The organism is Rosenbergiella sp. YN46 (assembly GCF_036620675.1).
Taxonomy (GTDB): domain Bacteria; phylum Pseudomonadota; class Gammaproteobacteria; order Enterobacterales; family Enterobacteriaceae; genus Jejubacter.
Genome location: NZ_JAZHEE010000004.1, coordinates 14856 through 41752 on the forward strand (window position 1 = coordinate 14856; position 26897 = coordinate 41752).

The window sequence follows — 26897 nt, forward strand, 5'->3', positions numbered from 1 at the left end:
GTGTTTAAAACGCAATCAGAAGCGATCAGGGGGGCACATTATAATGATTTCGTGGCATTTAGCAGCTAAATACTGGTCGTATCAGGGAAGATTATCAACCGCTATCGTAAAAAGATGCGCGGTTGATAAAGCTTTTGTGTAAAAGGGCGAGTAATGGTGAATTAGCGCCACCACTGGCGAAACTTACGATATCGGGCGGCTAAAAGTAGCAATGCCAGTAGCGCGTAGATGATAGGTTGGGGCGAAAGCGTTTTGACTGACCACATATAGTGAATGGGCGCGAGAATGGCGGCCAGATAGACGAAGTTATGCACCTTTTGCCAGCGGGGGCCCAGCTTTCGTTGCGCCGAACGGGTTGAAGTCATCGCCAGCGCCAGTAGTATCAGCCAGCTAACCAGACCCAGCGTCAGATACGGACGGTGGATAACCTCCTGCCCCAGCAGCACCAGATTGTTAATACCCAGCTCCAGCAGCGCATAGCACATAATATGAAGCGTGGCCCATGCGAAACACCACAGGCCCAGTAAGCGGCGGGTGCGCATTAGCAATGGCTGCTTAGCGTAGCGTGCCAGAGGGGAGACGAGCAAGGTCGCCAGCAGTAATTTCAGTGCTGTCCGACCGGTAAAGTGCTGAATATCCCGGGCCGGATCGGCACTAAGATAGCCCCGGAAGCCGGCCCAGAGCAGCCACAGCAACGGAGCTAAAGCGGCTGCATGCAAAACGACTTTCAGCCAGACGACCTGGTTCACCGTCAGACGCACTAGAAGTTCTCCTTAAGGTTAAGTCCGCGATACAGCGAGGCGACCTGGTCGGCATAACCGTTGAACAACAGCGTCGGCTGACGTTCGACCTTGAGAATACCGCCTGCGCCAATCACGCGTTCAGTCGCCTGGGACCAGCGTGGATGATCGACATGCGGGTTCACGTTGGCGTAAAAGCCATATTCATTCGGCGCGGACAGATTCCAGGTGGTAGGGGGCCGTTCGCGGGTCAGTTTGATGCGTACGATCGATTTAATACCTTTAAAGCCATATTTCCAGGGGACGATAAGCCTTATCGGCGCCCCGTTCTGCGGTGGTAGCGCTTTGCCATATACTCCCACGCTCAGCAGCGTTAGCGGATGCATGGCTTCATCCAGACGCAGGCCTTCAACGTAGGGATACTTTAGTCCGCCGCCGATAAAGCGATCTTTTTGTCCTGGCATCTGCTCTGGCGCATAGAGAGTCTGAAACGCGACATATTTCGCGTGGCTGGTGGGTTCGACCAGGGAGAGTAACTTGTGTAATGGAAAACCGATCCACGGGATGACCATCGACCAGGCTTCCACGCAACGCATGCGGTAGATACGCTCGGTAAGCGGAAAACGGGTGGTCAGGGCGTGATGATCCAGGGTCAGCGGTTTGGCGACTTCGCCGTCAATGGTGAGCGTCCAGGGATCGGTAACCATCGCTCCAGCATTGGCGGCCGGGTCGGCTTTATCAAGGCCGAATTCATAAAAATTGTTGTAGCCGGTGACTTTGCTTTCTGGTGTTAACGGCAGATGGCTTTGCCATTGCGGAGGCTGGCTGAAATTCAGAGCCTGTCCAGCGGGAGCGGGGGGGCGATCGTTGCCTTTAAACCAGTCGAACAGGCTGGCCTTTGCCGCAGGCGCTAGTGTGAGCGTGGTGGCACTTATCCCCAGCATTTTCAGAATCTGGCGGCGCTGTAACATAAAGACAGACTCTGCCGTGACATCGGCTTGCGTCAACTTTTTGGCTTTCATTCATGCATCCTCCGTCATGCCTTTTTATCAGCATGACGGAGGCGGATTGCGAATGCGAATATGTCACGAAAAATTGAAGATTAACCGATCTTCACCAGGGTACGGCCCCGAGACTGATTGTTTATGATGCGTTCGGCATATTCCACTGCCTGGTTAAGGCCTATCTCCGTAGCGCTTTGTTCATAAAAGGAGGAAGGTAGAGCCTGCGCCAGACGTTGCCAGGCTTCACAGCGCCTGGTGAATGGCGTCATTACCGAATCTATGCCCTGTAGCCGGATGTTGCGCAGAATAAATGGCATGACGGTGGTGGGCAGAGTGAAGCCGCCCGCCAGGCCGCAGGCCGCCACGCACCCGCCGTACTGGATCTGAGAAAGCACCTTCGCCAGTACCTCGCCGCCAACGGTGTCGATGGCACCTGCCCATAGCTGTTTTTCCAGGGGACGTCCGGCGGCGAATTCCTCACGTGCCAGGATACGCTGAGCGCCAAGGCTGCGCAGATAGTCGTGCGTACTTTCACGCCCGGAGACCGCGACCACCTGATAACCGAGTTGATGCAGCAGGGCGACAGCCGTGCTGCCCACACCGCCGCTGGCACCGGTGACCAGAATTTCGCCGTGCTCCGGTACTATACCGGCATCTTCCAGCGCCAGCACGCACAGCATTGCGGTAAAGCCTGCAGTACCGATAATCATCGCCTTACGGCTGTCCAGCCCATGGGGCATGGGAACCAGCCAGTCGCCTTTCACCCGGGCGGCGCCGGCCAGTCCTCCCCAGTGTCCTTCGCCTACGCCCCAGCCGGTAAGCAGTACTGACTGTCCGGGCTGAAAGCGTGGATCTTCGCTGCGTTGAACCCGGCCGGCGAAATCGATGCCCGGCACCATGGGGAACTGGCGCACAATTTTTCCCTTACCGGTAATCGCCAGCGCATCTTTATAATTAAGACTGGAGTAGTCCACGGCTACCGTTACGTCTCCTTCGGGCAGGGACGCCGGGTCGAGCGATTCAACGGCGGCATGGATATGGCCGTCGCGCTGATTAAGGATGAGAGCCTGCATCGAAATTCTCCGGGTTATTCAAAAATAAGCACCGATGACTATACTCGCATGATGACGCAGAGAAGGCGATTTATCGCAATAAAAAGGTGAGGTAAGCTGCCGCTTGTCTGGTAAAATAACAGCTTCACGCGAGATAGTTAGCACTTACTTATAGAATAGAAGCCTGGTGCCGTATTGTAAGCCACTGGGTGTTTCTGTACATCCGACGGAGTTAACACAGGGATGCGCTTAACGACGAAATTTTCCACCTTTATGACTCTGCTGACGGGGCTGGCAATTCTGGTCACGCTGCTGGGTTGTTCGTGGAGTTTTTACCACTCCATCCATATCCGAAGCGAACACCGCCTTAACCGAATTGTGACGCTGGTGGATAGCGAACTGCTGGTGCGTTCCCCACAGCAGCTGGAAGATCGCCTTGACGGCATCATGACTCCGCTGGAAATCGTCCGGGTGACGCTAAGTTCCGGTAGCCTTCAGGTACTGGATCATGAACTCCCTGCCGGTTATCAGCCAGCCGGGCAGCATGTGCGCCTGCGCCATCATTCGGTACGGCTGGTGAAGCATCCCAGCCTGGTGCTGCACCTGACCTGGCGCGATCCGATCGATGACTACTTCCATTCATTGCTGACTACCGCGCCGCTTTCGCTGGCGATTGCTTTTATGGTTATCGCTTTGGTGTTCGGCGCGCGTTGGGTGAAACGTCAGTTTTCCGGTCTGGAGCTGCTGGAAAATCGCGCTACTCGCATTCTGAATGGCGAACGGGGAAAGGTGGTACGCGGAACTTTGCTCGAATGGCCGCCCTGTACCAGCAGCGCTATGGATGTATTGTTGAGCGAATTGCAGAATGCCGGGGAGCAGCGTAGCCGCGTAGATACGCTGATCCGCTCTTACGCAGCCCAGGATGCCCAGACCGGTTTGAGCAATCGTCTGTTTTTTGAGAACCAGCTCGCCATGCTGCTGGAAGATAATGAACAGGTGGGCACCCATGGGATGGTGATGATGATCCGGGTTCCGGATTTCGACATTCTGCGCGAAACCTGGGGGCGCGTTGCCGTCGATGACTACCTGTATAACCTGATCAATCTGCTCTCTACTTTTGTTATGCGCTATCCCGGGGCGCTGCTGGCGCGCTATTTTCACAACGATTTCGCGGTACTGCTGCCCCATAGCACGTTAAAAGAGGCGGACGGCATCGCCAGTCAGCTTTTGAAATCGGTGGATGCGATGCCGCCCACCCGAATGTTGGATCCTCAGGATATGGTGCATATCGGTATCTGCGCCTGGCGTGGCGGTCAGAGCGTAGAGCTGGTGATGGAGCACGTTGAAGCCGCCGTGCGCAATGCCGTACTGCAGGGCAGCAACAGTTGGGCGGTTTATGATAACAAACTGCCTGAAAAAGGACGCGGCAATGTGAAGTGGCGTACCATGCTGGAGGACACGCTGCGTCGCGGTGGGCCGCGTTTATACCAAAAGCCTTCAGTTCTGCGTAACGGTGAAGTGCACCACCGGGAAATGGCCGGGCGCATTTTCGATGGGGAAACCGAGGTGCTCTCGGCGGAATATATGCCGGTGGTTCAACAGTTCGGTTTATCGGAGCAGTATGACCGTCAGATGGTTTCGCGCATGATTCCGTTGCTGCGCTTCTGGCCGGAGGAAACGCTGGCTTTTCCGGTGACCGTTGAGTCGCTGCTGCGTCGGCCATTTCAGCGCTGGCTGCGCGATACTTTGATGCAGTGTGAAAAATCGATAAGAAACCGAATTCTTTTTGAACTTGCAGAGGCAGATGTTTGTCAACACATCAGCCGTTTACAGCCGGTTGTCAGGTTGATTAAGGTACTGGGGGCCAGAGTGGCCATCTCGCAGGCGGGTTTGACCGTAGTAAGTACCGCCTATCTGCAGGATTTGGACGCGGAAATTCTCAAACTGCATCCCGGTCTGGTCAGAAACATTGACAAACGTACTGAAAATCAGTTGTTTGTTGAGAGCCTGGTGGAAGCCTGTAAGGGAACACGCACCATGGTTTTTGCCACTGGTACAAGAACGCGCGGTGAATGGCAGACGCTGATCGAGAAAGGGGTGAGTGGCGCACAGGGTGAATTCTTTGTCGGTTCTCAGCCGCTTGACAGCAATGTGAAAAAATATTCGCGCAGATATCCGGTTTAGTCTGTCGTTTAGTCGGTTTTCACGTAGAATATTGCGCGCTGCATCCATAAGGGGGCCATGGGGTCTGCCGACTGGAACGTCGCAGCGTAATAACGCCGGTTTATTTCACTTTGCTGTAACAGAAAATTGAATAAATAATCAACATTCTCCGGGATATAACGGGGAAATGTGTCAATCTGTAACGAGTGAAATGAGCTGTACTATTTTTCACCGAGGCAGAACGTTTTTTGCGCCTTGTCGCTGCTTCGAGTGGTTGGTAAAGTAAGCGGATTTTGTTTTCCGCCCCAGCTTTCAGGATTATCCCTTAGTATGTTGAAAAAATTTCGTGGCATGTTTTCCAATGACCTGTCCATTGATCTGGGTACCGCGAATACCCTTATTTATGTAAAAGGACAAGGCATCGTACTGAATGAACCATCGGTGGTTGCCATTCGCCAGGATCGTGCCGGTTCGCCAAAAAGCGTTGCCGCTGTGGGTCACGACGCTAAACAGATGCTTGGCCGTACACCAGGCAACATCGCAGCCATTCGTCCTATGAAGGATGGCGTTATCGCCGACTTTTTCGTCACTGAAAAAATGCTGCAGCACTTTATCAAGCAGGTGCACAGCAACAGTTTTATGCGCCCCAGCCCGCGTGTGCTGGTATGCGTTCCGGTCGGTGCCACCCAGGTTGAGCGCCGCGCGATCCGCGAATCCGCGCAGGGGGCCGGCGCCCGTGAAGTATTCCTGATTGAAGAACCGATGGCGGCGGCTATTGGCGCGGGTCTGCCGGTTTCCGAAGCGACTGGCTCAATGGTCGTGGATATCGGTGGTGGTACCACCGAAGTAGCCGTTATCTCCCTGAACGGTGTGGTTTATTCTTCTTCCGTGCGCATTGGCGGTGACCGTTTCGATGAAGCGATTATCAATTACGTGCGTCGTAATTACGGCTCGCTTATCGGTGAAGCGACTGCCGAGCGTATCAAACATGAAATTGGTTCCGCTTATCCAGGTGATGAAGTGCGCGAGATCGAAGTTCGCGGCCGTAATCTGGCTGAAGGGGTGCCGCGTGGCTTTACGCTGAACTCCAATGAAATTCTTGAAGCACTGCAGGAACCGCTGACCGGTATCGTCAGCGCCGTGATGGTGGCGCTGGAGCAGTGCCCGCCGGAACTGGCGTCCGATATCTCTGAGCGCGGCATGGTGCTCACCGGCGGCGGCGCGCTGCTGCGCAATCTTGACCGCCTGCTGATGGAAGAGACGGGTATTCCTGTCGTCGTTGCTGAAGATCCGCTGACCTGCGTCGCCCGTGGTGGTGGTAAAGCGCTGGAGATGATCGACATGCACGGCGGCGACTTATTCAGCGAAGAATAAACCGTCGCAAGAGAAGGGGGCTTTGGCCCCCTTCTGATTCCGGGAATACGCATAGCCTATGAAGCCAATTTTTAGCCGTGGCCCGTCACTACAGATTCGCCTGATCCTGGCGGTAGTGGTGGCGCTCGGTGTGATTATCGCTGACAGTCGGCTTGGTACGTTCAGTCAGATTCGGACGTATATGGATACGGCCGTCAGCCCTTTCTATTTTATTTCTAACGGTCCCCGTGCGCTTCTTGATAGCGTTTCTCAGTCTTTGACCTCCCGCGAACGTCTGGAAATGGAAAACCGGGCGCTGCGCCAGGAGCTTCTCTCGAAAAATAGCGAACTGCTGTTACTGGGCCAGTATCGCCAGGAGAATGCCCGACTGCGTGAGCTGTTAGGTTCGCCGCTACGTCAGGACGAGCAGAAGATGGTGACCCAGGTCATTTCTACGGTTAACGATCCTTACAGCGATCAGGTGGTTATCGACAAAGGTACCCTGAACGGCGTTTACGAAGGTCAGCCGGTGATCAGCGATAAAGGAGTGGTCGGTCAGGTCGTGGCGGTAGCTAAAATGACCAGCCGGGTTTTGCTGATTTGTGATGCGACTCATGCGCTGCCTATCCAGGTATTGCGTAATGACATTCGCGTTATCGCCGCCGGTAACGGCTGTACTGACGATCTGCAACTGGAACATCTGCCAGCCAACACCGATATCCGGGTCGGCGATGTGCTGGTCACCTCCGGTCTGGGCGGCCGCTTCCCGGAAGGTTATCCCGTTGCGGTGGTCTCTTCGGTGAAGGTGGATACCCAGCGCGCATATACCGTGATTCAGGCGCGTCCGACCGCGGGGTTACAGCGTTTGCGTTACCTGTTACTCCTGTGGGGAGCCGATCGTAACGGCGTTTCGCCGCTCTCTACGGAGGATGTGCATCGGGTGGCGAACGAACGCCTGATGCAGATGATGCCACAGGTTCTACCGTCGCCCATGGGGCCGCCGGCACCGATTCCGGCGCCGGCCACCGGCATCCAACCTGCGGTGCCTGGTAAGCCGCCGTTACCGGTTCTGTCTCCCGGTGGCGATAACCGCGCGCCTGCGGGCCAGCCTGCGCCAGTTCAGCCCGTATCGCCGGTCGCTCCGGCCCCGGGAGGCCGATAATGTCCGGTTACCGTAGCCAGGGACGGTGGGTCATCGCGCTCTCTTTTTTGATAGCGTTGTTGCTGCAGGTGATGCCATGGCCGGATGAGATTATCGTCTTTCGTCCCAACTGGGTGCTGTTAATCCTTATATACTGGATTCTGGCGCTGCCTCACCGGGTGAATGTGGGGCTGGGCTTTATGCTGGGGGCTATTCTCGATCTGATCGGCGGTTCGACGCTGGGGGTACGAGCGCTGGCGCTCAGTATTGTCGCCTATCTGGTGGCGCTAAAATTTCAGTTGCTGCGCAACCTGGCGCTCTGGCAGCAGGCGCTGGTGGTGATAGTGATGTCGCTGGCTGTGGACGTTATTGTGTTCTGGGCTGAATTTTTAGTGATCAATGTCTCGTTCCGACCGGAAGTGTTCTGGAGTAGCCTGATCAACGGGATACTCTGGCCGTGGATTTTTCTGCTGATGCGTAAGGTTCGCCAGCAGTTTGCCGTTCAGTAAAGGTTATCTATGACAGAACTCTATCTCGCCTCGGGATCTCCCCGGCGCCGCGAGCTGCTGGCCCAACTGGGTGTCAGCTTTGAACGCATCGTTACTCAGGTGGAAGAAGTACGACATCCCGGAGAAGAGGCGCGGCAGTACGTTCTGCGTCTGGCGCATGATAAGGCCCGTGCTGGTGTTGCCGCGGCAGCGCAAAATTTGCCGGTGCTCGGTGCAGATACCATAGTTATCTTAAACGGCGAAGTGCTGGAAAAACCACGCGATGCGCAGCATGCCAGCGCGATGTTGCATCAGCTCTCTGGCCAGACCCATCAGGTGATGACTGCCGTTGCGCTGGCCGATAGACAGGCTATGCTGGATTGTCTGGTCGTGACCGATGTGACCTTCTGTTCACTTTCTGAACAGGATATCGCCGACTATGTGGCGAGCGGCGAACCTATGGATAAAGCTGGCGGATATGGTATCCAGGGGGCAGGAGGGCGCTTCGTCAGAAAAATAAACGGCAGTTATTATGCCGTCGTCGGTCTGCCGCTGGTGGAAACACGGGAGCTGTTGAGCAATTTTCACGCCCTGCGTGATGAACGAGGACAACATGACGGCTGAATTACTGGTAAACGTCACTCCGTCTGAGACACGGGTGGCTTATATTGATGGCGGTATTCTTCAGGAAATTCATATAGAGCGTGAAGCGCGGCGCGGAATCGTAGGGAATATCTACAAAGGTCGCGTCAGCCGGGTACTTCCGGGTATGCAGGCGGCGTTTGTAGATATTGGCCTTGAGAAGGCTGCGTTCCTTCATGCCTCGGATATTATGCCCCACACCGAATGTGTGGCGGGAGACGAACAGAAAAACTTTACGGTACGCGATATCTCCGAGCTGGTGCGACAGGGTCAGGATTTGATGGTTCAGGTGGTCAAGGATCCGCTGGGCACCAAGGGCGCGCGCCTTACCACCGATATTACTCTGCCTTCCCGCTATCTGGTGTTTATGCCGGGAGCTTCCCATGTCGGCGTGTCGCAGCGCATTGAAAGCGAAGAAGAGCGCGAACGCCTGAAGCAGATTGTCAGTGATTACTGCGACGAGCAGGGAGGCTTTATTATCCGTACGGCCGCGGAGGGAGTGAGCGATAAGGAGCTGGCTTCCGATGCCGCCTATCTGAAGCGGGTATGGAATAAGGTGATGGAGCGTAAAAAACGCAATCATACCCGCTGCAAGCTCTACGGCGAACTGGCGCTGGCCCAGCGCGTACTGCGTGACTTCGCGGACGCGGCGCTGGACAGGATCCGCGTGGACTCCCGCATTACCTGGGAATTGCTGATGGAGTTCACCGCCGAATACATTCCCGAGATGACCGATAAGCTGGAGCACTACAGCGGCCGTCAACCGATCTTCGATCTCTTCGATGTAGAAAATGAGATCCAGCGGGCGCTGGAGCGCAAAGTGGAACTGAAATCAGGCGGTTATCTGATCATTGATCAAACCGAGGCGATGACCACTGTAGATATCAATACCGGCGCGTTTGTCGGTCATCGCAACCTGGACGACACTATCTTTAACACGAATATCGAAGCGACTCAGGCTATTGCCCGTCAGCTTCGGCTGCGCAATCTGGGCGGAATTATCATCATCGACTTTATCGATATGAGCAGTGACGATCACCGTCGCCGGGTGCTGCATTCGCTGGAGCAGGCGCTGAATAAGGATCGGGTAAAAACCAGCATTAACGGTTTTTCACCGCTGGGACTGGTGGAGATGACCCGTAAGCGCACCCGAGAAAGTCTGGAGCATGTGCTGTGCTATGAGTGCCCGACCTGCCACGGTCGCGGAACGGTAAAGAGCGTCGAGACGGTGTGCTACGAAATCATGCGCGAAATCGTACGCGTGTATCATGCCTATGACACAGATTGCTTTCTGGTCTATGCCTCGCCGGCGGTAGCGGAAGTGCTGAAGAGCGAAGAGTCTCACTCGTTGGCAGAGGTGGAAATCTTTGTCGGTAAACAGGTTATCGTGAAGGTCGAGCCGCTCTATAACCAGGAGCAGTTCGACGTGGTGATGATGTAGCGGTACGCATTTGTAACAGAGTTCCGCTGCGGCGGCAGACAAGGAGTGAAGGGTGAGGAGACTGCCGGGCGTTTTGATGCTCACGGCTGCTACGCTGATTGTAATCATCGCGCTGCTGGTCAGTGGTCTGCGCCTGGCGCTGCCGCATCTGGACAGTTGGCGTCCTGCCCTGTTGGCTAAAATTGAGAAGGTGAGTGGCGTTCCTGTTTCTGCCTCGCAGCTCAATGCCCACTGGCAAAACTTCGGGCCGACCCTGGAAGCCCGGGATATCAAAGTCGGCCTTAAAGACGGCGGTTACCTGGAGGTTCGGCGCGTCACGCTGGCGCTGGATGTCTGGCAAAGTTTGCTGCGTCTGCGCTGGCAGTTTCGCAACCTTACCTTCTGGCAACTGCATATTCATACCAATACCCCGCTTAATCAGGGCGATAGCGGTGATGTTAAAACCGATAATCTGAATGACCTGTTTCTGAATCAGTTCGATCATTTCGATTTGCGCGATAGCAGCATCAGCTTTCTGACGCCTTCCGGCGAACGCGCCGAGTTGGCAATTCCTCAACTTACCTGGCTTAACACCCGTAATCGTCATCGCGCCGAAGGCCAGATAAGCCTGTCGAGCTTTAACGATCAGCACGGTATCGTTCAGGTGCGAATGGATCTGCGCGACGATAAGGGGTTACTGGATAACGGCACTGTCTGGCTGCAGGCGGACAACGTCGATGTGAAACCATGGCTCAGTCGCTGGATGAATCAGAAAGTGGCGCTGGCCGATGCGCGTTTCAGTCTGGAAGGCTGGATGCACCTTGATAACGGCGAGATCGGCGGCGGGGATATTCGGTTGAAGCGGGGGGGCGCCTCCTGGTCTGGAACGCGTGGCGTCCATAGTCTGACGGTGGATAACCTAACCGCCCATATCAGTAAGGTGGATGGCGGCTGGCAGTTGGCGATACCCGACACCCGTATTGCCATTGATGAACGGCACTGGCCGAAAGGCGAACTGGCACTGGCCTGGTTGCCGAAGACCGCGCAGCGTGATGAAGAGGTACGTATCCGCGCCGGGAATCTGGCGCTGGAGCCCATGAGGCCGCTGTTATCGATCGCCGACAAATTTACGCCTCAGGCCAGTGATATCTGGCGTCAGTTACAGCCGCAGGGCATGTTCGAAAAACTGGCGCTGGATATTCCCGTCCAGCATATGGAAAAGACGCGGCTACAGGGGCGCTGGCGCGATCTTTCCTGGAAACAGTGGAAGCTGATTCCAGGCGCACAAAATGTGGAAGGCAGCGTTACCGGCAGTCTGGAAAATGGGCGACTGATCGTTGGGTTGCATGATGCGGTGATGCCGTATGACGGCGTATTCCGGGCGCCGCTGGAAGTGCGTCGCGCAACGGCTATGTTGAACTGGCGCCAGGACGAGCACGGCTTCACTCTGCTGGGCAACGGCATCGACGTGCAGGCCAACTCCGTATGGGCTAACGGCGGCTTTCGCTACAGTCAGCCTAAAGACGATGCACCATGGCTGGGTATTGTCGCTGGTATTCGCACCCCTGATGCCGGGCAGGCCTGGCGCTACTTCCCGGAAAATCTGATGGGTAAACACCTGGTCGATTATTTGAGCGGTGCGATTCAGGGGGGGCAGGTTGATAACGCCACCCTGGTGTATGGCGGAAACCCCCATCTGTTCCCCTATGAACATAACGAAGGGCAGTTTGAGGTGCTGGTGCCGCTGCGTAATGCCACCTTTGCGTTTCAGCCAGACTGGCCTGCGCTAAAAAATCTGGATATCGAGCTCGATTTTCTTAATGACGGTTTATGGATGAAGTCGCAGAAGGTAGCGCTTGGCGGCGTGACGGCGAGTAATCTGAAAGCGGCCATACCCGACTACGCTCGTGAAAAACTGCTGATTGACGCGGATATCAATGGCCCGGGCAGCGCCGTAGGGCCCTATTTTAAAGAGACGCCGTTGCATGATTCTCTGGGCGCTACCCTGGATGAACTCCAGCTTAGCGGCGATGTGAATGCCCGCTTACATCTCGATATCCCTCTGAATGGCGAGATGACCATCGCCAAAGGTGATGTGCGCCTGAATAACAATGCTCTGTTTGTTAAACCCATCGACAGCACTCTGGAAGGGTTGAGCGGTGGCTTCAGTTTCGAAAACGGCAATCTGAACAGCGGTTCGCTAAATGCACGCTGGTTTAATCAGCCCTTAAATCTGGATTTCTCCACCCATCAGGGGGAAAACAGCTATCAGGTCGGCATCAATATGCAGGGAAACTGGCGACCAACGGAAACCGGCGTACTGCCGCCGCAGATTAACCAGGCGCTGTCCGGCGCCTTCCCGTGGCATGGCAAGGTGAATATTCAACTGCCGTACCGTGGTGATGCCAGCTACAAGGTAGATTTAAACGGCGATCTGAAAGGAGTGAGTAGTCGCTTACCTACGCCGATGGATAAGTCGGCGGGTGAAGCGTTGCCGGTGGCGATAACCGCCAAAGGCGATCTGCGTCACTTCGATCTGACTGGCAGTGTGGGACGTAACGGCCATTTCAATAGCCGCTGGCTGCTGAATCAGAAGCTGGAGCTCGATCGCGCGGTGTGGGTATCAGACAGTAAAACGGTACCGCCGTTACCGGCGCAGCGCGGCGCAGAGCTGAATCTGCCCGCACTCGATGGCGCCCAGTGGCTGGCGCTGTTCCGCCAGGGCCCGGTGCAGAAGGTCAGCAGTAAAACATTGCTGCCCCAGTCGGTTACGCTGCGCACGCCGGCATTGATGATGGGAGGCCAGCGCTGGAATAACCTGAGCCTGACCTCAACGCCGGTATCCGGTGGCACGCGAATTAACGTCAGCGGCCGCGAAATCAATGGTGCGCTGACGATGCATGACAATGCGCCATGGGAAGCGGCGATTAAGTATCTCTACTACAATCCGGGGCAGATACAGAGCGGGCAATCGGGCGCCAGCGGCATACCGGGAACGACATCCGCTATCGATTTTAACGGCTGGCCGGATGTGAATTTGCGCTGCGCTGAATGTTGGTTTTGGGGGCAGAAGTACGGCCGTATCGATGCCGATGTAGCGATTCGCGGCAACACTATGAAGCTGAACAATGGTCTGATCGATACCGGCTTTGCTCGCCTGACTGCCAATGGCGAATGGGTGAATAATCCCACTGCGCCGCGAACCTCGCTGAAGGGGAAGCTGAAAGGCAAGCAACTGGATGCTGCTGCGGGGTTCTTCGGCGTGAAGACGCCAATTCAGGGTTCCTCGTTTAATGTTGATTACGATCTGCACTGGCGTAAAGCACCCTGGCAGCCCGATGAGGCGACGCTGAACGGCATTATCCATACCCGGCTGGGCAAGGGGCAGATCGCTGATTTGGGCACCGGTCATGCGGGGCAACTGTTGCGGCTGCTGAGTTTCGATGCGCTGCTACGCAAACTGCGTTTCGACTTCAGTGATACCTTCGGAGACGGTTTCTATTTTGACTCCATTCGCAGTACCGCCTGGATTAAAGACGGTATTCTGCACACCGACGATACGCTGTTGGATGGTCTGGAAGCGGATATCGCCATGAAAGGTTCTGTGGATCTGGTGCGACGTCGTCTGGATATGGAAGCGGTAGTGGCGCCGGAGATATCGGCCACCGTTGGCGTGGCTGCCGCCTTTGCGGTTAACCCCATTGTCGGTGCCGCGGTGTTTGCCGCAAGCCAGGTGCTGGGGCCGCTGTGGAACAAGATCTCGGTACTGCGCTATCGGATAACCGGGCCGGTGGATCAGCCGCAAATCAACGAGGTGTTACGCAAGCCGCGAACCAGCCCGGCCCAATGATTTGACGCGAGCCGGGAATTGCCTCAAGCTCACCTGATAAACCCTGAGCCCCGGTCTTACGGGGCGACAACTGAATGAGTAGCAAAAACGATGAGTCTGAAGCTGGTAAGTGAGCAATTGCTGTCCGCACATGGCCTGAATCATCAGGATCTGTTTTCCATTCTCGGCCAGCTCTCCGAGCGCCGTCTCGATTACGGCGATCTTTACTTTCAGTCCAGTTATCACGAATCCTGGGTACTTGAAGACCGCATTATTAAAGATGGCTCTTACAATATCGATCAGGGCGTTGGTGTACGCGCCGTTAGCGGTGAAAAAACCGGCTTCGCCTACGCCGATCAGATAAGCCTGCTGGCGCTGGAGCAGAGCGCGCAGGCGGCGCGCAGCATCGTGCGCGAGCAGGGCGAAGGGCGCGCCCATACTCTGGGCGAAGTGGCTTATTCTCCGCTCTATACCTCTGTCGATCCGCTGACCAGCCTGACCCGGGAAGAGAAGCTGGATATTCTGCGCCGGGTAGATAATAGCGCCCGGGCGGCCGACCGCCGCGTTCAGGAGGTGACTGCCAGCCTGAGCGGCGTTTATGAACTGATTCTGGTTGCGGCCACGGATGGAACGCTGGCGGCGGATGTGCGCCCGCTGGTGCGTCTTTCCGTTAGTGTACTGGTGGAACAGGATGGTAAGCGCGAGCGGGGCTCCAGCGGCGGCGGTGGCCGCTTTGGATACGAATGGTTCCTGGCGGATGTCGACGGCGAAGTCCGGGCCGAGGCGTGGGCTAAAGAAGCCGTGCGGATGGCGTTGGTTAACCTTTCCGCCGTGGCGGCGCCCGCCGGGGCTCTGCCGGTGGTGCTGGGAGCTGGCTGGCCGGGCGTATTGCTGCATGAAGCCGTTGGACATGGCCTGGAAGGGGACTTCAACCGCCGTGAAACCTCGGTATTTAGCGGACGTATGGGGGAACTGGTGGCCTCTGAGCTGTGCACCGTGGTGGACGACGGCACGATGGCCGACAGGCGAGGCTCGTTGGCGATCGACGACGAAGGGGTGCCTGGCCAGTACAACGTACTGATCGAAAATGGCGTTCTGAAAGGCTATATGCAGGATAAGCTGAACGCTCGCCTGATGGGGGTTAAGCCAACCGGTAACGGCCGCCGTGAATCCTATGCTCATTTGCCGATGCCACGTATGACCAATACCTATATGCTGGCGGGCCAATCCACGCCTCAGGAGATTATCGAGTCGGTGGATTACGGCATCTACGCGCCGAACTTCGGCGGCGGCCAGGTGGATATCACTTCCGGGAAGTTCGTCTTTTCGACCTCCGAGGCTTACCTGATCGAGAAAGGACGCATTACGACGCCGGTAAAAGGGGCGACCCTGATTGGTTCTGGCATCGAAGCCATGCAGCAGATTTCTATGGTCGGTAACGATCTGGCGCTGGATAGTGGCGTCGGGGTATGCGGTAAGGAAGGGCAGAGCGTACCGGTTGGTGTAGGTCAGCCGACCCTGAAGGTCGACCGCCTGACCGTGGGCGGCACGGCCTGATATCCTTTCACCCGGCGCCGACCGGCGCCGGGCTTAATGCGTTTCCTGATGGCCGTTGCGACCGCGCATCGTCTGATAGAGGTGAGCGACCTTCACAAAGTAGTCGGTCAGATAGTTGATGCATACCTCTACCTTCAACGGCAGCTTATCCTTTTCGGTATAAAGCGCATAGACTGGCCGGGGATCGGACTGGTAACGGGGAAACAGGATCTCCAGTTCGCCGCTATCGACCCGATCGATGACCCACATTAGTGGAACATAGGCGATGCCTGCGCCAGCGCTAAGCCAGCGTGTCAGCGTCATAGGATCGTTAGTGACGAACCGCCCCTCGGGATGAAGGCGGATTGTGGCGCCCTCCGGCGCGACCAGTTCGAACTCGTTGTCTGGTCGGACGCTGTAGGTAAGCCAGGCATGATTGGTGAGATCGGCGGGTTTTTCCGGTACGCCCGTTTGGGTCAGATAGCTTTTGGCGGCGCAAACCACCATCGGCATACTGCCCAGTCTGCGGGAAAACAGGCTGGAATCCTGCAGGGCGCCGACCCGAATCACCAGATCCAGACCGTCGGCAATCAGATCCGGCGCCGGAATACCGGTGACCAGATTCACCGTCAGACCCGGATATTCCCGTAGCATTTCTGCTGTCATTGCCGCCAGGACATTTTGTGCCATGGTTGAAGAACTGCCGATACGTAAGGTACCAATGGGGGTGTTATTGAAGGCGTAAAGTTGTTCGTGTACCTCCCGAGCCTCGTACAACATTTTACGACAGCCCTGGTAGTAGATTTTTCCTGCTTCGGTCAGTCCGATACTACGGGTGCTGCGGTTTAACAGCTTCACCTGGAGTTCATTCTCCAGGCGGGAGACGGTCTGGCTGATAGCCGAAACGCTCATTTGCAACTGCCTGGCGGCGGAGGTAAAGGAGCCCTGCTCCACCACCCTGGCAAAAACCGCCATGCTCTTTAGTCTTTCCATTATTCACTCTGGCTTAAAAGTGATTTAGATCACAGATTATAGATAACAGCATAACAGTTACGTTAATATATTATTATTAACAATACCTGCGCTGCGCTCTCGCCCGGCCATCCAGGCCATTTAATCTGTCGCAGTTTGTGGTAAACAATAATCAGTCATCTGTTTTTGTCTCCAGGATTAACATGAGTTTATTTCCGGTTATCGTGGTGTTTGGCCTGTCCTTCCCACCGATATTTTTTGAGTTGCTGTTATCGCTGGCCCTGTTCTGGCTGGTGAGGCGCCTGCTTGTTCCGACCGGGATCTATGACTTTGTCTGGCATCCTGCGCTGTTTAACACCGCGCTGTATTGCTGCCTGTTCTGGCTGATTTCGCGTCTGTTTGTCTGAGGTTGATGTGAAAACACTAACAAGAAATATCTCCCGTACGGCCATTACGCTGGTACTGGTCGTACTGGCTTTCATCGCTATCTTTCGTATCTGGAGCTTCTATACCGAGTCGCCCTGGACGCGTGATGCCCGCTTTTCCGCTGACGTAGTGGCCCTGGCACCCGATGTCAGTGGCCTGGTCACGGATGTCAAGGTACGTGATAACCAACTGGTGAAGAAGGGGCAGGAGATCTTTGTGATTGACCAGCCGCGCTACACCAAAGCGCTGGATGAAGCCGAGGCAAATGTCTCCTACTATAAAGCCCTGGTCAAAGAGAAACGTACCGAAGCTGCTCGTCGTAACAAACTGGGGGTTCTGGCAACCTCTCAGGAAGATATCGATCAGTACAATAATAGCCTGCAGACCACGCTACATGAACTGGCTAAAGCAGAAGCAGCCCGCGATCTGGCGAAAATCGATCTGGAGCGCACCGTGATACGCGCGCCGTCCGATGGCTGGATCACCAATCTTAATGTCTACGCTGGCGAATATATTACCACCGGTTCTACAGCTGTCGCGCTGGTGAAGAAAGATTCTTTCTACGTTCAGGCCTATATGGAAGAGACCAAGCTGGAAGGTGTGCGCCCGGGTTACCGGGTCGAGATCACGCCGCTTGGCAGTAACCATGTGCTGAAAGGCAGCGTGGATAGTGTGGCCGCAGGTGTGACCAATGCCAGTAGCACCAATGACAATAAAGGCATGGCGACCATTGACTCTAACCTGGAATGGGTGCGACTGGCGCAGCGTGTTCCGGTACGTATTCATCTGGATAAGCAGCCGGGTAATACCTGGCCTGCCGGTACTACGGCTACGGTGGTGGTCACCGGCGAGAAGGACAGGAATACCGACAATATGTCGCCTTTCGTGAAGCTGTTGCACCGTCTGCGTGAGTTCGGTTAATCACTATGGGATGGTATAGCATCTCGCCGATTCACCTGCGCTTCGCCATAAAACTGGCGACGGCGCTGGTGCTGGCGCTATTCGTGGGTTTCCATTTTCAGCTTGAAACGCCGCGTTGGGCGGTGCTGACTGCGGCTATTGTCGCCGCCGGTCCGGCTTTCGCCGCCGGCGGCGAGCCCTATTCTGGCGCGATTCGCTACCGCGGTATGCTGCGCATTATCGGTACCTTTATCGGCTGTATCGCCGCACTGGTGATTATCATCGGGCTGATCCGCGCCCCGATGGTGATGATTATGGTGGCCTGCCTCTGGGCCGGTTTTTGTACCTGGATCTCCTCGCTGGTGAAGGTTGAAAACTCCTATGCCTGGGGGCTTTCTGGTTATACAGCGCTGATCATTATTATCTCTATACAACACGATCCCCTGCTGGCGCCCCAGTTCGCAGTGGAACGCTGTAGCGAAATAGTACTGGGGATCGTCTGCGCTATTGTTGCCGATCTGCTGTTTTCGCCGCGATCGATTAAACGCGAGATCGATCGGGAGCTTGATGGCCTGCTGGTGGATCAATACCGCTTGATGCAACTCTGCCTGGCGCATGGGGATCGCGACGAGGTGGATAAGGCCTGGAGTGGGCTGGTGCGCCGTACCACCATGCTGCAGGGCATGCGTAGTAACCTGAAGATTGAATCATCGCGCTGGGCGCGGGCGAACCGTCGATTGTATGCCATTAATACCCTGTCGCTGACGATGATCACTCAGGCCTGTGAAACCTTTCTTATCCAGAATACCCGACCTGATGCCTTCCCTCAGGCTTACCGGGAACTGTTTGCCGAACCGGTAGAGACTGCCGCAGACGTGCACCGCAATCTGAAGCGTATTCGTCGGGTTTTTTCCTGGACCGGTGAGGTGGATACGCCAGTCACGCTCTATAGCTGGGTGGGGGCTGCCACCCGCTATCTGCTGCTTAAGCGTGGCGTTATCAGTAACACCCGCATCAGCGCTGTGGAAGAAGAGATACTCAACGGCGAACCGGTAGTAAAGGCTGAATCAGCGGAGCGCCACCATGCGATGATCAACTTCTGGCGCACCACGGTTTCCTGCATGGTGGGGACGCTGTTCTGGCTGTGGACCGGCTGGACTTCCGGCAGTTCGGCGATGGTGATGATCGCAGTGGTGACCGCACTGGCGATGCGGCTGCCTAACCCGAAGATGGTGGCGCTGGATTTCGTTTACGGCATGGTAGCGGCGCTACCGGTGGGATGCTTCTACTTCCTGGTGGTACTCCCGTCTACCCAACAGAGCATGCTATTGCTCTGCATCAGTCTGGCGCTGCTGGGCTTCTTTATCGGCATAGAGGTACAGAAGCGGAGGCTGGGCTCTATGGGGTTGCTGGCAGGAACCATTAATACCATTGTGCTGGATAACCCGATGACCTTCGAGTTTAAGACCTTTCTTGACAGCTCGCTGGGGCAGTTGGTTGGGGTTATTCTGGCGATGATGGTGATCCTGGTCATCCGCGATAACTCGAAGGCGCGAACCGGACGTACGTTGCTGAACCAGTTTGTATCGGCGGCGGTCTCTTCCATGACCACCAACAAGGCGCGACGTAAAGAAAACCACCTTCCGGCACTGTATCAGCAGCTGTTTCTGTTGCTTAATAAATTCCCAGGGGATATCGCCAAATTTCGCCTGGCGCTGACGCTGATTATTGCGCACCAGCGGTTACGGGATGCTCCTATTCCCGTCAATGAAGATCTCTCGAATTATCACCGTCAGCTAAGGCGCACATCGGATAAGATCATTTCATCGTCCAGCGATGAAAAACGGCGCCGCTACTTCGGCCAGTTGTTGGACGAGCTGGATATCTATCAGGATAAGCTGCGGGTCTGGGAGGCGCCGCCCCAGGTAACTGAGCCGGTAGGCCGTCTGGTCGGTATTCTGCGTAAATATCAGAATGCGCTGACGGATAATTAATGCTCTCTGCGGGGAAATCGCCGACGCCTGTGCGTCGGCTTTTCTATACTTAATGCCCGCGAACGGAAACTGATATATCAGGAGAGAGTTATGAGCGACCAGACATTGCAGGATCATGAATTGTTGCGAACCGGCTACCTGGTGAATGGCGAGTGGCGCAGCCTGGAAGAGACTTTCGAGGTGCTTAATCCCGCCAGCGGCGAGACTATTGCCCGGGTGGCTCGTGCCGGTAAGGCCGAAACCGAGGCGGCCATCTCGGCGGCGGCCCGCGCTTTTCCCGTCTGGCGCGCTAAGCCCGCCAAAGCACGCAGTGAAATACTCTACCGCTGGTATCAGCTGATTCTGGAGCATAAGTCGTGGCTGGCGCACCTGATGACCACCGAACAGGGGAAACCGCTAAAAGAGGCTGCGGGAGAAGTTGAATACGCTGCCAGCTTTATTCAGTGGTTCGCTGAACAGGCGAAGCGGGCCAACGGCGAAATTATTCCATCCGTGAAGCCCGGCTCGCGCATTCTGGCCACTCGCGAGCCGGTCGGCGTGGTGGCGGCTATTACCCCCTGGAACTTCCCCATGGCAATGCTGACCCGCAAACTGGGGCCAGCGCTGGCCGCTGGCTGCACCGGGGTAATCAAACCAGCGAATAACACACCGCTGTGTGCATTCGCCCTATTAGCGCTGGCTCAGAAAGCGGGGGTTCCGGATGGCGTGCTTAATGCGGTTGCCGGTAATACGCAGGAGATTAGCGATGCCATTATGGCCAGCCATGCGGTTCGTAAGATCTCCTTCACCGGTTCCACTGCGGTGGGTAAAACCCTGATGCGTAATGCGGCGGAAACCGTGAAAAAGATTTCGCTGGAGCTGGGAGGAAATGCACCTTACATCGTCTTTGACGATGCCGATATTGATGCGGCTATCGAGGGCGCCATTGCTAACAAATTCCGCAATGCCGGACAGGTCTGTGTTAGCGTCAATCGCTTCTTTATCCAGGAAGGGATCTACGAACGCTTTGTCAGCCAGTTGGCTGAGGCGGTTCGCCGTCTGAAAGTTGGCGATGGTATGGAAGAGGGCGTCAACGTAGGGCCGCTGATTGAGCCAGCTGCCGTGGACAAGGTTCGCGAACACGTGGAGGACGCGCGCAGCAAAGGTGCCCGGATACTGACGGGTGGCAAGGCCCATGAGCTGGGCGGTAACTTCTGGCAGCCGACGGTACTGGCAGATGCCAGTGATGAGATGCTTTTGGCGCAGGAAGAAACCTTTGGGCCGGTCGCTGCCTGCTTTCGCTTCAGTACGGAAGAAGAGGTGCTCCAGCGCGCCAACAACACGCCATACGGCCTTGCCGCCTACTTCTATACTCGTGACCTCCAGCGGGTATTCCGCGTCTCTGCGGCGCTTGAAAGCGGTATGGTGGGGATTAACGAGTGTGCGGTTTCCACTGAGCTTGGTCCATTCGGTGGCGTGAAAGAATCGGGGCTGGGGCGTGAAGGTTCGATACTGGGCCTGGAAGAGTTCCTGGAGGTGAAAACGCTGCATCTGGGCGGATTGTCGTAATAGCTAAGAGGCAGGGGCAGTGGCCCCGTTGTTAACAGCGGTAACTATCCATGAAACGCTATTCATTTAATTTCAGTGAAATAACCAATCAGGCCGACTTTTTCCATCAATTCAACTGCGCGTTTGGGCTACAGAATGGTCGGGTCAGTAATCTGGATAAACTCTGGGATGTGGTGACGGGAAGCGAACTGCCCTTGCCGCTGGAGATTGCTTTTACTCACCTGGGCGAGCGGGAACGCAGGCGCTATGGCGCGTTGATTTTGCTGTTTGATGAAGCGGAAGAGGAACTGGAAGGGCGTCTGCGTTTTAATCAGTTCCTGGATAGCGCATAAAAAAGGTTCATCGCTGATTGGCGTGAAGCTGAAGTTACCGGCGATGGCCCTGGTTTCCGGGTGAGTATGTCGCGCAGGAGAAGGTTCCGTTCACCTGAAGGTGATTTCTCTTATGCCGGTTCCGGAACCGGTGAATCCACAGAGAAGCAGTGGCGCAAAGTGAACGGAACAGCCCACCGCATCGTCATATTCTGCCGGTTTTTTGTTTCCGCTTTCGAACACGCCACGCTAAACCATAAAAAAGCCCCCCGAGTGCCAGGGGGCAAGTCGTCGGACAAGACGACGAGGGTTTATTTGTAGAGTTCTGCAGTGGCGTGCCAGCTTGCGCCGGAACGGGCTTCGATAATGCGATAGGCGGAGGCCCCTTCTTTATCGGCTTTTTTACTCAGCTCGCTGTTCATATCCATCGGAGAGCTGCCAATCTGGCTTACGGAGATGGTTCCCATCGGTTGACGACCTTCCGCCTGCTCGTTGCTAATAGAAGTGGCAGCGAAAGCGCCGAACGACAGCATGGAAAGGAGACTTACGGTTGCTACGGTAGTTTTGATGTTCATAAGGTTACCTCGTCGAATTCTTCTGTTTGGGTCTTTTGGTTTCGTGACCCTCATCACAAAATCAAGTATACACTAATAACGCATGAAATTAATACCTGATTAACTATAAACAATGAAATTTTATGTTAATAAAACTAGTTTTAAGTCTGTTTAGTTATAAAAACGCCAGTCTTATCACTTTGTTTTTATTTTTTTATAAGAAAATCATATGGATAGTATAAATGTGCTTTTTGTGCTTTTTCTGAGGATGTTAATGGGCCGCCGTTGAGCTGAAAGCACGAACGGTAAAATAGCGGTAGAGGAGAGGGAAAATAGAGGAAACCACCGCCGTTAGCGGTGGAAGCGAGCGTGCTACAGCTCCTGGTCGAAAAGTACCAGAATAGCTTCGTAGAGCTGGCGCACGGAAAAGTTGCGCGACGGCGTGGTAAAGATGGTGTCGTCGCCGGCGATGGTACCGAGGATCCCTTCTGATTTACCCAGTGAATCAAGCAGGCGAGCGATCAGCTGCGCTGCGCCAGGGCTGGTATGAATCACCACGACTGCGTCGTTATAGTCGATATCCAGCACCAGATTTTTCAGCGGGCTTGAGGTGGTTGGCACGCCCAGTTCTGCCGGCAGGCAGTAAACCATTTCCATTTTTGCATTACGGGTGCGCACCGCGCCGAATTTTGTCAGCATGCGAGATACTTTGGACTGATTAATATTTTCGAAACCCTGCTCCTGTAGTGCCTGGACGATTTCGCCCTGGGAGCTGAACTTCTCTTCTTTTAATAGGGCTTTAAAGGCTCTGACTAATTCTTCTTGTTTGGCGGGAGTTCGCATAATGATAATCCATACAGAGACGAGAATAACCTGAATTATGCATTTTAATGAATTTTTATGCAAATATTTGCCAGGGTGTTCGATGAAATAATGTCATGGAATCGCAATGTTTCATCAATAACGCTTATTTTCAACATAATGTGACGGCGTTTATAAATCAAAATAAAGTTAATTTAATGTTGTTAAAATGATGTTGTTTAATAAAGGAAAATGGGTGTAATGTTACTAAGCTAGATGTCGATGTTTGGTTGTGACATGGCCTGTACCCTAATTTGTTCGGAGGGCAAGTATGGCATTTTCCCAGCTAAGTTATTGCGTAACATCGCATTTTATTTCCGGGATATTTGTAATTACCTGCTCCCTGGATTATGGTCTGTGACAGCTGAAGTTACGGCATAATTTTGCCAACCATAATAAGGAGTTTTAGGATGAAAGTTGCAGTCCTCGGCGCGGCTGGCGGCATTGGTCAGGCGCTTGCACTTCTGTTAAAAACCCAGCTCCCGTCAGGTTCAGAACTCTCACTTTATGATATTGCGCCCGTTACTCCGGGAGTGGCGGTGGATCTTAGCCATATCCCTGGCGACGTGACCGTAAAAGGATATTCCGGTGAAGATGCCACGCCAGCGTTGAACGGCGCTGACGTTGTGCTTATTTCTGCGGGCGTCGCCCGTAAGCCGGGAATGGATCGCTCCGATCTGTTTAATGTTAACGCCGGTATCGTCAGGAATTTGATCGAGCAGGTGGCGAAGGCCTGCCCGAAAGCCTGCATCGGGATCATTACCAACCCGGTGAACACCACGGTGGCAATCGCGGCCGAGGTGCTTAAGAAAGCGGGTGTTTATGATAAAAGAAAGCTATTTGGGGTGACCACGCTGGATATTATTCGCGCCAATACCTTTGTGGCTGCGCTGAAGGGTAAGCCATCGTCGGATATCGAGGTGCCGGTGATTGGCGGTCACTCTGGTGTGACTATTTTGCCCCTGCTGTCCCGGGTGTCCGGCGTGAGTTTCAGCGAGCAGGAGGTTGCTGATTTAACTAAACGTATTCAAAATGCGGGTACTGAAGTGGTGGAGGCCAAAGCGGGCGGCGGTTCAGCGACGCTTTCTATGGGACAGGCCGCCGCGCGCTTCGGATTGTCGCTGGTACGGGCGATGAACGGCGAGCAGGGCGTGGTAGAGTGCGCCTATGTAGAAGGCGACGGCCAGTATGCTCGCTTTTTCTCTCAACCGCTGCTGTTGGGTAAAGAAGGGATTGCCGGGTATCAGCCTGTCGGTACGCTGAGCAGCTTCGAGCAGCAGGCACTGGAAGGTATGCTGGATACTCTGAAGAAAGATATTGCCCTGGGCGAAGAGTTTGTTGGCAAATAACCTACCGTAACGCCAAAAAAAACCGGAATCCATGATTCCGGTTTTTTTACGCCTCAACGCTTCGGTTATTCGGCGTTGGGGTATTCCTGAATTGAAACCTGAACCGTCAGTTTATGGTTGTCGCGCAGGATTTCCACCGGAATAACCGAGCCGGGGCGAATTTCCGCTACCTGATCCATGGTTTCCATGGCCGAGACTGCTGGTTTATGATCTACCGAGAGCAGTACATCATTAGGCTGAATGCCTGCTCGCGCCGCCGGGCCATCCGGCTCTACCGCTTTCACGATAATGCCCTGCAGCGGATCCGGGCTCTGCTGACCGTGAATCTTCGGCGCGTCCATGCCGGTAATGCCGATATAGCCGCGGATCACCCGGCCATCACGAATGAGCTTATCCATGATTTTGGTGGCCAGCTGTACCGGAATGGCAAAACCCAGGCCTTCTGGCGTTTCACCGTCGCTGCTCTTATCAAAAGAGAGGGTGTTAATACCCACCAACTCACCCAGCGAGTTGACCAGCGCGCCGCCGGAATTACCATGGTTAATCGAAGCATCAGTTTGCAGGAAATTCTGGTGGCCGCTGGGGCTCAAACCCACGCGCCCGGTGGCGCTAATGATCCCCAGCGTAATGGTCTGGCCAAGGTTATAGGGATTGCCGATCGCCATCACTACATCGCCGATGTGCGGCGTGCGCTTTAGGTTCATGGGGATGGTTGGCAGCGAGCTGGCGTTAATTTTCAGAACCGCCAGGTCGGTTAATGGATCGGAACCTACCAGTAACGCTTCGAAGAATCGACCGTCCTGCAGAGCGACGATTATCTGATCCGCACCGTTAATCACGTGCTTGTTGGTAATGATATAGCCGCGATTATCCATGATAACGCCCGCCCCCAGCGAACGGATTTTCATCTGGTGATTGGGGGCAGTTCGACTGTAAACGTTCACTACGGCTGGCGCCGCACGGCGCACCGCAGCGTTGTAGCTCAGTGGCGTTTTATCCGAGCTGTCCGCTTGCTGCGAAGATGAGGCATTCATCTGGCGCAACGAGGGGACAAACGTCAGCAACAGGCCTGCGACAACCAGACCAACGATCAGCGGGCGTAACAGTTTCAGAAACATGGATATTGATTAACCAAAGATGAAAACGCTCGCAGCATAGCACGAGTTCCGCGGGCATCCTATGAGGAATGCCCGCGTGAGGACGCATTACCGTAACAGCAGGTAGATATTGTCGGAACCGCGCACGACGTTCAGGGCAACGATGGCGGGTTTGCTCTCCATAATTTTGCGCATCTGCGCAATAGTACGCACCCGTTCGCGATTGACGCCGATAATCACGTCACCTTTATGCAGGCCGGCCTGGGCTGCGGGGCTGCCTTTTTCCAGATTATCGATAACAATTCCCTGGGTGACGCCATCTTTCAGGTGGCCATCACTTAGCGCCGCGCCGCGCAGAGCTGGCGCAATCAGTTCGGCGCTGGCGGAAGCGGAGGTGCTTTTATCGAGAGTGACCTCCACCGTCATCGGCTTGCCGTTGCGTAGCAGGCCCAGCTTCACTTTACTGCCCGGCTCACTGGTGGCAATTCTGGCGCGCAGTTCGGCGAAGCTGTTGAGGCGCTTGCCGTTCAGTGCGGTGATCACATCCCCGGCTTTAATCCCCGCTTTGGCAGAGCCAGAGCCTGGCATAACTTCGCTGACAAAGGCGCCGCGTTGGGTATCCAGGTTAAAGGCTTTGGCGATATCGGCGCTCATTTCGGTTCCCCGAATGCCCAGCAGGCCACGGCGGACTTCACCGGTCTGAATGAGCTGTTCGGAAAGAGTCTTCGCCATGTTGGAAGGAATGGCGAAGCCGATCCCCACGTTGCCGCCGCCTGGGGCCAGGATGGCGGTATTAATCCCAATCAGTTCGCCGTTCAGATTGAGCAGCGCGCCGCCGGAATTGCCGCGGTTAATTGAGGCGTCAGTCTGGATAAAGTTTTCCAGCCCTTCCATGCTAAGGCCGCTGCGGCCGAGGGCCGAGATAATACCGGAAGTGGCGGTCTGTCCCAGGCCGAAGGGGTTTCCGACTGCGACCGCGAAATCACCGACCCGAAGCTTATCAGAGTCAGCAATTTTAATTGCTGTCAGCTTACTGGCCTTCTGAATCTGAACCAGCGCGATATCACTTTGCTTATCACTGCCGATAAGCTTTGCATCGAATTCGCGGCCGTCGTTTAGCTGCACGCTAATCTTCTGGGCCTGATTAATGACGTGATTATTGGTCAGCACATAGCCTTTATCAGCATCGATGATGACCCCGGAGCCCAGACTTTCAAAGGGCCGGGCGGGCTGATCCGGTATGTTGCCGAAGAAACGACGCAGTTCTTCGGGGATTTGCGGGTTTTGCCGCGCGCTGCCTTCCACCTTAATGCTCACTACGGCCGGCAGCACTTTATCCAGCATGGGGGCAAGGCTTGGCAACGGCTGGCCCGACACTTGCGCAGGCAATGCGGCGCTAACCGGCAGGGAGGTTGAAAGCGTCAGTCCGACGCTTAATGCTAATGCACTGAACAGCAAAGTTTTTTTCTTCATTGATGCTCTCGCAACCTGAAACTGAAATGGGCAATCAATTCCCA

At 55.1% G+C, this 26897-nt stretch carries 22 protein-coding genes; 14 read left to right on the forward strand and 8 right to left on the reverse strand.

Annotation, left to right across the window (positions count from 1 at the left end):
- Positions 1-161: 161 nt before the first annotated feature.
- From msrQ to acuI, 3 genes are all read right to left on the reverse strand, one after another.
- Positions 162-761, reverse strand: coding sequence for a protein-methionine-sulfoxide reductase heme-binding subunit MsrQ (gene msrQ, locus V3W49_RS04885; RefSeq protein WP_500144049.1), 600 nt, complete (start codon positions 759-761; stop codon positions 162-164).
- Positions 761-1762: a protein-methionine-sulfoxide reductase catalytic subunit MsrP gene (gene msrP, locus V3W49_RS04890; RefSeq protein WP_500144051.1), complete on the reverse strand. Its 1002-nt coding sequence runs from the start codon at positions 1760-1762 to the stop codon at positions 761-763. The genes msrQ and msrP overlap by 1 nt, the downstream gene beginning before the upstream one ends.
- 80 nt (positions 1763-1842) lie before the next feature.
- On the reverse strand, positions 1843-2817 hold the full coding sequence (acuI, locus tag V3W49_RS04895) for an acrylyl-CoA reductase (NADPH) (RefSeq protein ID WP_500144052.1): 975 nt from the start codon (positions 2815-2817) through the stop codon (positions 1843-1845).
- Between the two features lie 222 nt (positions 2818-3039).
- On the opposite strand from acuI, the gene csrD reads away from it, so the two are divergent.
- From csrD to tldD, 8 genes are all read left to right on the forward strand, one after another.
- On the forward strand, positions 3040-4980 hold the full coding sequence (gene csrD, locus V3W49_RS04900; RefSeq protein WP_500144054.1) for an RNase E specificity factor CsrD: 1941 nt from the start codon (positions 3040-3042) through the stop codon (positions 4978-4980).
- Positions 4981-5289: 309 nt separating this feature from the next.
- Entirely contained in the window at positions 5290-6333 is a 1044-nt protein-coding gene (gene mreB / locus V3W49_RS04905) for a rod shape-determining protein MreB (protein ID WP_000913396.1), read from the forward strand.
- 58 nt (positions 6334-6391) lie between these two features.
- Positions 6392-7474, forward strand: coding sequence for a rod shape-determining protein MreC (mreC, locus tag V3W49_RS04910; RefSeq protein WP_500144056.1), 1083 nt, complete (start codon positions 6392-6394; stop codon positions 7472-7474).
- Positions 7474-7962 (forward strand): rod shape-determining protein MreD, encoded by a 489-nt coding sequence (gene mreD / locus V3W49_RS04915; protein WP_500144058.1) that lies wholly within the window; start codon positions 7474-7476, stop codon positions 7960-7962. Before mreC ends, mreD begins: the two co-directional genes overlap by 1 nt.
- 9 nt (positions 7963-7971) lie before the next feature.
- Positions 7972-8565, forward strand: a complete 594-nt coding sequence (locus tag V3W49_RS04920) for a Maf family protein (RefSeq protein ID WP_500144059.1) — start codon at positions 7972-7974, stop codon at positions 8563-8565.
- Positions 8555-10024, forward strand: a complete 1470-nt coding sequence (gene rng, locus V3W49_RS04925) for a ribonuclease G (protein WP_500144061.1) — start codon at positions 8555-8557, stop codon at positions 10022-10024. Before V3W49_RS04920 ends, rng begins: the two co-directional genes overlap by 11 nt.
- Before the next feature lie 52 nt (positions 10025-10076).
- Positions 10077-13853, forward strand: coding sequence for an AsmA2 domain-containing protein YhdP (gene yhdP, locus V3W49_RS04930; RefSeq protein ID WP_500144062.1), 3777 nt, complete (start codon positions 10077-10079; stop codon positions 13851-13853).
- Positions 13854-13943: 90 nt separating this feature from the next.
- Positions 13944-15389: a metalloprotease TldD gene (gene tldD / locus V3W49_RS04935; RefSeq protein ID WP_500144063.1), complete on the forward strand. Its 1446-nt coding sequence runs from the start codon at positions 13944-13946 to the stop codon at positions 15387-15389.
- Between the two features lie 33 nt (positions 15390-15422).
- Here tldD and aaeR read toward each other — a convergent pair whose 3' ends face one another.
- Positions 15423-16361, reverse strand: a complete 939-nt coding sequence (gene aaeR, locus V3W49_RS04940; RefSeq protein WP_500144064.1) for an HTH-type transcriptional activator AaeR — start codon at positions 16359-16361, stop codon at positions 15423-15425.
- Positions 16362-16543: 182 nt separating this feature from the next.
- On the opposite strand from aaeR, the gene aaeX reads away from it, so the two are divergent.
- From aaeX to V3W49_RS04965, 5 genes are all read left to right on the forward strand, one after another.
- Positions 16544-16747, forward strand: a complete 204-nt coding sequence (gene aaeX / locus V3W49_RS04945) for a p-hydroxybenzoic acid efflux pump operon protein AaeX (RefSeq protein WP_138094324.1) — start codon at positions 16544-16546, stop codon at positions 16745-16747.
- Positions 16748-16754: 7 nt separating this feature from the next.
- A complete protein-coding gene (gene aaeA, locus V3W49_RS04950) occupies positions 16755-17687 on the forward strand; it encodes a p-hydroxybenzoic acid efflux pump subunit AaeA (protein WP_500144065.1) in 933 nt (310 codons plus the stop codon).
- A 5-nt stretch (positions 17688-17692) separates the two neighbouring features.
- Positions 17693-19660 (forward strand): p-hydroxybenzoic acid efflux pump subunit AaeB, encoded by a 1968-nt coding sequence (gene aaeB / locus V3W49_RS04955; protein WP_500144066.1) that lies wholly within the window; start codon positions 17693-17695, stop codon positions 19658-19660.
- A gap of 90 nt (positions 19661-19750) precedes the next feature.
- On the forward strand, positions 19751-21208 hold the full coding sequence (locus tag V3W49_RS04960) for an NAD-dependent succinate-semialdehyde dehydrogenase (RefSeq protein ID WP_500144068.1): 1458 nt from the start codon (positions 19751-19753) through the stop codon (positions 21206-21208).
- Positions 21209-21258: 50 nt separating this feature from the next.
- Positions 21259-21540, forward strand: a complete 282-nt coding sequence (locus tag V3W49_RS04965; protein ID WP_500144070.1) for a barstar family protein — start codon at positions 21259-21261, stop codon at positions 21538-21540.
- A 290-nt stretch (positions 21541-21830) separates the two neighbouring features.
- Here the strand turns inward: V3W49_RS04965 and yhcN are convergent, their stop codons facing one another.
- Complete coding sequence (yhcN, locus tag V3W49_RS04970; protein ID WP_500144071.1) at positions 21831-22094, reverse strand: peroxide/acid stress response protein YhcN; 264 nt, start codon at positions 22092-22094, stop codon at positions 21831-21833.
- Between the two features lie 351 nt (positions 22095-22445).
- Positions 22446-22916, reverse strand: coding sequence for a transcriptional regulator ArgR (gene argR / locus V3W49_RS04975; RefSeq protein WP_500144072.1), 471 nt, complete (start codon positions 22914-22916; stop codon positions 22446-22448).
- A gap of 428 nt (positions 22917-23344) precedes the next feature.
- Between argR and mdh the strand changes: the two genes are divergently transcribed.
- The gene (gene mdh, locus V3W49_RS04980; RefSeq protein ID WP_500144073.1) at positions 23345-24283 is read left to right on the forward strand and encodes a malate dehydrogenase; all 939 of its coding nucleotides are present in this window, start codon (positions 23345-23347) and stop codon (positions 24281-24283) included.
- A gap of 65 nt (positions 24284-24348) precedes the next feature.
- Here mdh and degS read toward each other — a convergent pair whose 3' ends face one another.
- Positions 24349-25401, reverse strand: a complete 1053-nt coding sequence (gene degS, locus V3W49_RS04985; protein ID WP_500144074.1) for an outer membrane-stress sensor serine endopeptidase DegS — start codon at positions 25399-25401, stop codon at positions 24349-24351.
- An 87-nt stretch (positions 25402-25488) separates the two neighbouring features.
- Complete coding sequence (gene degQ / locus V3W49_RS04990; RefSeq protein ID WP_500144076.1) at positions 25489-26853, reverse strand: serine endoprotease DegQ; 1365 nt, start codon at positions 26851-26853, stop codon at positions 25489-25491.
- Positions 26854-26897 lie beyond the last annotated feature (44 nt).

Excerpts from the sequence above, each read along its gene's own strand:
- mdh (WP_500144073.1), top strand. The coding sequence starts at position 23,345 with ATGAAAGTTGCAGTCCTCGGCGCGGCTGGCGGCATTGGTCAGGCGCTT.
- aaeB (WP_500144066.1), top strand. The coding sequence starts at position 17,693 with ATGGGATGGTATAGCATCTCGCCGATTCACCTGCGCTTCGCCATAAAA.
- acuI (WP_500144052.1), bottom strand. The coding sequence starts at position 2,817 with ATGCAGGCTCTCATCCTTAATCAGCGCGACGGCCATATCCATGCCGCC.
- csrD (WP_500144054.1), top strand. The coding sequence starts at position 3,040 with ATGCGCTTAACGACGAAATTTTCCACCTTTATGACTCTGCTGACGGGG.
- V3W49_RS04965 (WP_500144070.1), top strand. The coding sequence starts at position 21,259 with ATGAAACGCTATTCATTTAATTTCAGTGAAATAACCAATCAGGCCGAC.
- aaeX (WP_138094324.1), top strand. The coding sequence starts at position 16,544 with ATGAGTTTATTTCCGGTTATCGTGGTGTTTGGCCTGTCCTTCCCACCG.
- mreD (WP_500144058.1), top strand. The coding sequence starts at position 7,474 with ATGTCCGGTTACCGTAGCCAGGGACGGTGGGTCATCGCGCTCTCTTTT.
- mreB (WP_000913396.1), top strand. The coding sequence starts at position 5,290 with ATGTTGAAAAAATTTCGTGGCATGTTTTCCAATGACCTGTCCATTGAT.
- yhcN (WP_500144071.1), bottom strand. The coding sequence starts at position 22,094 with ATGAACATCAAAACTACCGTAGCAACCGTAAGTCTCCTTTCCATGCTG.
- aaeR (WP_500144064.1), bottom strand. The coding sequence starts at position 16,361 with ATGGAAAGACTAAAGAGCATGGCGGTTTTTGCCAGGGTGGTGGAGCAG.
- rng (WP_500144061.1), top strand. The coding sequence starts at position 8,555 with ATGACGGCTGAATTACTGGTAAACGTCACTCCGTCTGAGACACGGGTG.
- argR (WP_500144072.1), bottom strand. The coding sequence starts at position 22,916 with ATGCGAACTCCCGCCAAACAAGAAGAATTAGTCAGAGCCTTTAAAGCC.
- V3W49_RS04920 (WP_500144059.1), top strand. The coding sequence starts at position 7,972 with ATGACAGAACTCTATCTCGCCTCGGGATCTCCCCGGCGCCGCGAGCTG.
- msrP (WP_500144051.1), bottom strand. The coding sequence starts at position 1,762 with ATGAAAGCCAAAAAGTTGACGCAAGCCGATGTCACGGCAGAGTCTGTC.
- V3W49_RS04960 (WP_500144068.1), top strand. The coding sequence starts at position 19,751 with ATGAGCGACCAGACATTGCAGGATCATGAATTGTTGCGAACCGGCTAC.
- mreC (WP_500144056.1), top strand. The coding sequence starts at position 6,392 with ATGAAGCCAATTTTTAGCCGTGGCCCGTCACTACAGATTCGCCTGATC.
- tldD (WP_500144063.1), top strand. The coding sequence starts at position 13,944 with ATGAGTCTGAAGCTGGTAAGTGAGCAATTGCTGTCCGCACATGGCCTG.
- degS (WP_500144074.1), bottom strand. The coding sequence starts at position 25,401 with ATGTTTCTGAAACTGTTACGCCCGCTGATCGTTGGTCTGGTTGTCGCA.
- degQ (WP_500144076.1), bottom strand. The coding sequence starts at position 26,853 with ATGAAGAAAAAAACTTTGCTGTTCAGTGCATTAGCATTAAGCGTCGGA.